Genomic DNA, 4,912 nt, shown 5'->3' on the forward strand with positions numbered 1-4,912 from the left:
ATCGGCTCAAACCAATCGGACACGGCGCGCCTTCGCACCTATCGCAACGTGCTGTCGGTGCGGGCCGTGCGGGATGCCTTCCTCTCCGAGAACCTGGGCGCGGAGCTGTTCCTGCACCGGATCGATGAGACCACCGCCTTCCTGGACCCGCTGGGCGAGATCGGGGTGGGGCGTCAGGACAATGTGAACGAGACCGCGGCCTGGGGCGGGGAGGGGATCCTCACCTGGTACTGGGGCGAGGCCCATGTGCTGTCCTTTTTAGGGGCCTACCGAAACGAGCGGGCCGGGTCCCGGGACGAACTCGCCGAGCCGTCCCAGGGCGACACCCAGGAGCGCACCACGTACCAGGCCGGGGTCGAGGACGAGGTGTATCTCCTGGACGACCGCCTCGTGCTGGTGCCCCAGGTGCTCTACACCTTCCTCGACCACGAGTTCGGCGGCCGGTCGCCGTTCTCCTGGAAGGAACTCCCCTCCCCGGACGACCGGGGGTACTGGACCTACCGGGTGGGGCTCTCCTCCCAACCCCGCCCCTGGATCAAGGTCCGGGCCAACATGGCCCGGGCCTACCGGTTCCCCACCTTGACCGAGCTGTTCGGGGATCGGGGCACCGTGATCGGCAACCCCGAGTTGGTGCCCGAGCGCGGGGTCAACTGGGACCTGGGGGTTTCGCTGGATCCGGTTTGGCCGGCCGGCCGGGTGCATCTGGAGGCCGCCTATTTCCAGAGCCGCACCGACGACCTGATCCTGTTCGAACAGACCTCCCAGCGCACCGTGCGGGCCACGAACGTGTCGAGCGCCTGGGTGTGGGGCGTGGAAACCGCCTGGAGCCTCGAGGTGGCTCAACCCTCCTTGGTGGTGACGGGCAACTACACGTTCCAGCACACCGAGAACACCAGCGACATCCCGTACTACCGGGGCAACCAGCTCCCGGGCCGGCCCGAGCACGAGCTGTTCAACCGGCTCGAACTGCTCCTACCCCTGGGGCTGAAAGCGTTCCACGAGTTCTCGTGGACCTCCGGCAACTACCTGGACGCGGCCAATTTCGAGAGGGCGGATATCCGCCGCATCCACAGCCTGGGGCTGTCGGTGCAACCCGGCCGGAACCTGACGATCACGTTCGAGGCCAAGAACCTCACCGACGAGCGGGTGTCGGACGCCCTCGGGTTCCCGCTGCCCGGCCGCAGCTACTACGTCACGGTCTCTGGCCAACTCTGACCCCGTCCCCCCAAGAAGGAGGAGAAGACCATGGGGTACACCATCCAATGCTCTGCGATGTTCCTGGCCGCGGCCTGCCTGCTGCTGGCCGGCTGTGGCGGAAGCTCCGGCGACTCGGACGCCGCGGCCCCGGCCCTGCCCGGCTCGGTGTTCGTGACCACCACCGACTACACCACCGGGGGGTACGCCACGATCGACCTCGACACCCTCGCGGCCAAAACGTTCCAAGGAAACGGCATCGTGGAGAGCGACAACGCCGTCACGGCCTACGGAGGCAGGATCTACGTGATCAACCGGATGGGGTTCGACAACATCACGGTGCTGGATCCGCCGGATCTGACCGTTCCGGTTGCCCAGTTCAGCACCGGCAACGGCACGAACCCCCACGCCATGGCGTTTGCGAGCGACGCCAAGTCCTACGTGAGCCTGTACGGCGCCGACTACCTCCTGATCGTGAACCCGGCCACCGGCCAGGAGGTCGGCCGGGTGGACCTAAGCGGGTTTGCCGACGCCGATGGCCTTCCGGAGGCCTCGGCCATGGCGATCGTGGGCGGGGAGCTGTTTGTGGCCCTGCAGAGGCTGGATCGGGGCAACTGGTTCGCGCCCACCGAAGCATCGTACCTGGTGGTGATCGACACGGCCACGGACCAAATCGTCGACGTGGACCCCTCCACGCCCGGCACGACGGACCCGATCGTGCTGACCGGCACGAACCCGCAGTTCATGGTCTACGACGAGACCCTTGGCAAGATCGTGGTCTCGGAGACCGGGAGCTACGGCGCCCAGGACGGGGGGCTGGAGACGGTGGACCCGGCCACGTACGAGGCCGAAGGGTTCCTCGTGACCGAGGGGGACCTGGGCGGCGACGTGGGAGCCCTCGCCGTGGCGGGGGGCTCCAAGGCCTACGTGGTGGTCACCGACCCCTCGTGGGCCAACGACGTGGCCGTGGTGGAGAGGATCGGCGGATCGTGGCAGAAACGGGGCACGTTGGGTCTGTCCGGCGCCTTCATCCCGAGCCTTGCCCTGGACGGACGGGGTCGGCTCCTGGCGCCCGAGCGGGACACCACCAGCCCGGGCGTTCGCATCTATGACACCGCCACCGACCAGGAGGTGGCGGGCAGCCCGGTGGACGTCGGCCTGCCGCCCAACGCCATCGCGGTGTTCTGATCGGCCCATCCCCCGGCCGCCCCCCCGCGGGGGCGGCCAGAGCATAGGAGAGGGACTTCCGTTGAGCTGTCGGACCCTTGGCCGGAGAGTTCGCGTCCTCGCCCTGGCGCTCGCGCTGGGCTCGCCCGCCGCCCACGCGGCCGTGTGGACCGACGCGCTCGGCCGCCGGGTCGAGGTGCCGGACCGGCCCCAGAGGATCGTTTCGCTCGTGCCCAGCGTGACCGAGGTGCTCTACGCCTTGGGCGTGCAGGACCGGGTGGCCGGGGTCACCCGGTTCTGCACCTTTCCGGCCGAGGCCCGATCCAAGCCCAAGGTGGGCGGCTACGCAGACGCCAGCCTGGAGGCCGTCGTGGCCCTGGCGTCCGATCTGGTGCTGGCGTCGGCCGACGCCACCCCGCCCGTGCTGATCGATCGGCTCGCGGGCCTGGGGATCCCGGTGTACGTGGTGTATCCCCGGAGCCTCTCCGGCACCGCGGCGATGCTCCGGCGGCTCGGCCGGGTGGTGGGGGCTGCCCGGGCGGGCGAGCGGCTCGCGGCCGACCTGGAGCGCGCCACGGCGGGGGTCCGCAGCCGGGTGCGGGATCTTCCCCGGCCCGGCGTGCTCTTGTGCGTCATGGTCGAGCCCCTGGTGGTGGCCGGCCCCGGCACCCTGGCCCACGACCTCATCGAAACGGCCGGGGGCCGCAACGTGGTGCCCGCCGGACCGTCGCGGTATCCCACGTGGGGCCCCGAGTCCCTGCTGGCGGCCGACCCGGACGTGGTAGTGGTGTCGCCCCATCCGGGCCAGCCCGCCCCCGGCCGGCTGTTCGACCGGTGGCCCGAGCTCAAGGCCGTGGCCGCCGGCCGGGTGGTCGAGATCCCGGCCGATTGGATCCACCGCCCCGGGCTGCGGCTCGCCCGGGGCTTACGGGCCCTGGCCCGCGCCATCCACCCGGGTGCGTTCCCGGAGGAAAGCCCGTGAGGGCTCCACCACGGTGGCACTGGGGCGTGGTGCTCACCGTGATGCTCCTTCTCGCCTTCGGGTTCTCCCTGTGGGCCGGGTCGCTCCGGCTCCCGTGGGGGGAGATCGCCGGCATCCTGCTGGGCAACGGCCGCGCCGACCCCACCCACGCCGCGATCGTGCTCCGGGTGCGGCTGCCCAGGGCGGCCCTGGCCGCCCTGGTAGGAGCGGGGCTGGGCGCGGCCGGCGGGGCGTTCCAGGGGCTGTTGCGCAACCCCCTGGCCGACCCGTACATCCTGGGGGTGTCCGGAGGCGCGGCCCTGGGGGCCGTGGCCGCGCTGTCCCTGGGCCTGGCCTCGCCCCTGGCCGTGCCCGCGGCGGCGTTCCTGGGCGCGGCAGGGGCGCTTGGGTTCGTGTACGTGGTGGCCCGGGCCCACCGGGGCTCGCCCCACACCCTGATCCTGTCGGGCGTGATGGTGGGCAGCTTCTGCTCGGCCCTGCTCCTGTTGCTGCTCTGGACCGCGCCGTCCGACCCCGTGCGTACCGCGATCTTCTGGCTGGCCGGGGACCTCTCGGGGGCCTCGCCCGGGTGGCTTCCGGCGGCAGGGCTGTGGGCCGGAGCCGCCTTCCTGGTCCTGTGGCTCCAGGCCCCGGCCCTGGACCTGCTGACCCAGGGGGAGGAGACCGCGGCCGATCTGGGCCTGGACGTGGGACGGGCGCGGTTGCTGCTGCTCGGAGCGGCCGGGGGGCTCACCGCCGCGGCCGTGGCCTTGGCCGGACTGGTGGGGTTCGTGGGGTTGGTGGTGCCCCACGCCGTGCGTCTGGTGTGGGGCCCGGGGCACCGGCGGCTCCTGCCCGCCTCCACGCTTCTGGGCTCCGCGTTCCTGCTCGGGGCCGACGCCGTGGCCCGCACGGTGCTCGCGCCGGCCGAGATCCCGGTGGGCGTGGTTACGGCCCTGGTGGGCGCACCGTTCTTCCTGTACCTGCTGCGCCAGAAGGAGGGGGGGGCGTGATCCGGATCGGGGAGCTCACGTTCCGGTTCGGGAACGGCCCGCCGGTGCTCCGCGGGTTGAGCCTGGAGGTGCGGCGGGGCGAGATCCTGGGCGTACTGGGCCCCAACGGGTGCGGCAAGTCCACCCTGCTGCGCCTGATGCGCGGGGCGCTCGTGCCGGAAGCGGGGCGGGTGCGGCTCGACGGACGGCCCGTGCACCGGTACCGGCGGCGGGATCTGGCCCGCTGGATCGCCGTGGTGCCCCAGGCCACGGCCGCACCGTTTCCGTACACGGCGTGGGAGTTCGTGGCCATGGGCCGCTTCGCCCGCGCCCCGGGGATCGGAGGGCGGCGACGAGGCGACCGGGCCGCGGTGGACAGGGCCCTGGCGATGACCGATACCCTGCACCTCGCCCGCCGGCCCGTCACCCGGCTGAGCGGGGGGGAGCTCCAGCGGGTGGTGCTGGCCCGGGCGCTCGCCCAGGAGACCCCGATCCTGCTGCTGGACGAGGCCACCAGCCACCTGGACATTCGTCACCGGCTCGGCATCGCCGAGCTCCTGGTGCGGCTCCACCGCGAGGAGGACCGGACCATCGTGCA

General features: G+C 72.0%; 5 protein-coding genes. All 5 read left to right on the plus strand.

Features of this window, described 5'->3' with window-relative positions; genetic code table 11:
• The coding region (locus ACY0I8_RS16320; protein ID WP_461395592.1) for a TonB-dependent receptor domain-containing protein at window positions 1-1,215 on the plus strand (1,215 nt) is incomplete at its 5' end.
• A 30-nt stretch (window positions 1,216-1,245) separates the two neighbouring features.
• Window positions 1,246-2,382 carry a YncE family protein gene (locus tag ACY0I8_RS16325; protein ID WP_461395593.1) on the plus strand — a complete coding sequence of 379 codons (1,137 nt, stop codon included), beginning with the start codon at window positions 1,246-1,248 and terminating at the stop codon, window positions 2,380-2,382.
• Between the two features lie 61 nt (window positions 2,383-2,443).
• Window positions 2,444-3,343: an ABC transporter substrate-binding protein gene (locus ACY0I8_RS16330; protein WP_461395594.1), complete on the plus strand. Its 900-nt coding sequence runs from the start codon at window positions 2,444-2,446 to the stop codon at window positions 3,341-3,343.
• A complete protein-coding gene (locus ACY0I8_RS16335) occupies window positions 3,340-4,335 on the plus strand; it encodes a FecCD family ABC transporter permease (protein ID WP_461395595.1) in 996 nt (331 codons plus the stop codon). Before ACY0I8_RS16330 ends, ACY0I8_RS16335 begins: the two co-directional genes overlap by 4 nt.
• On the plus strand, window positions 4,332-4,912 hold a 581-nt coding region (locus tag ACY0I8_RS16340; protein ID WP_461395596.1), incomplete at its 3' end, for an ABC transporter ATP-binding protein. The genes ACY0I8_RS16335 and ACY0I8_RS16340, both read left to right, overlap by 4 nt.

It is taken from the genome of Deferrisoma sp. (genome assembly GCF_054681715.1).

What these genes read in the sequence shown, in the direction of transcription:
- ACY0I8_RS16325 (WP_461395593.1), top strand. Translation starts at nt 1,246, where the DNA reads ATGGGGTACACCATCCAATGCTCTGCGATGTTCCTGGCCGCGGCCTGC.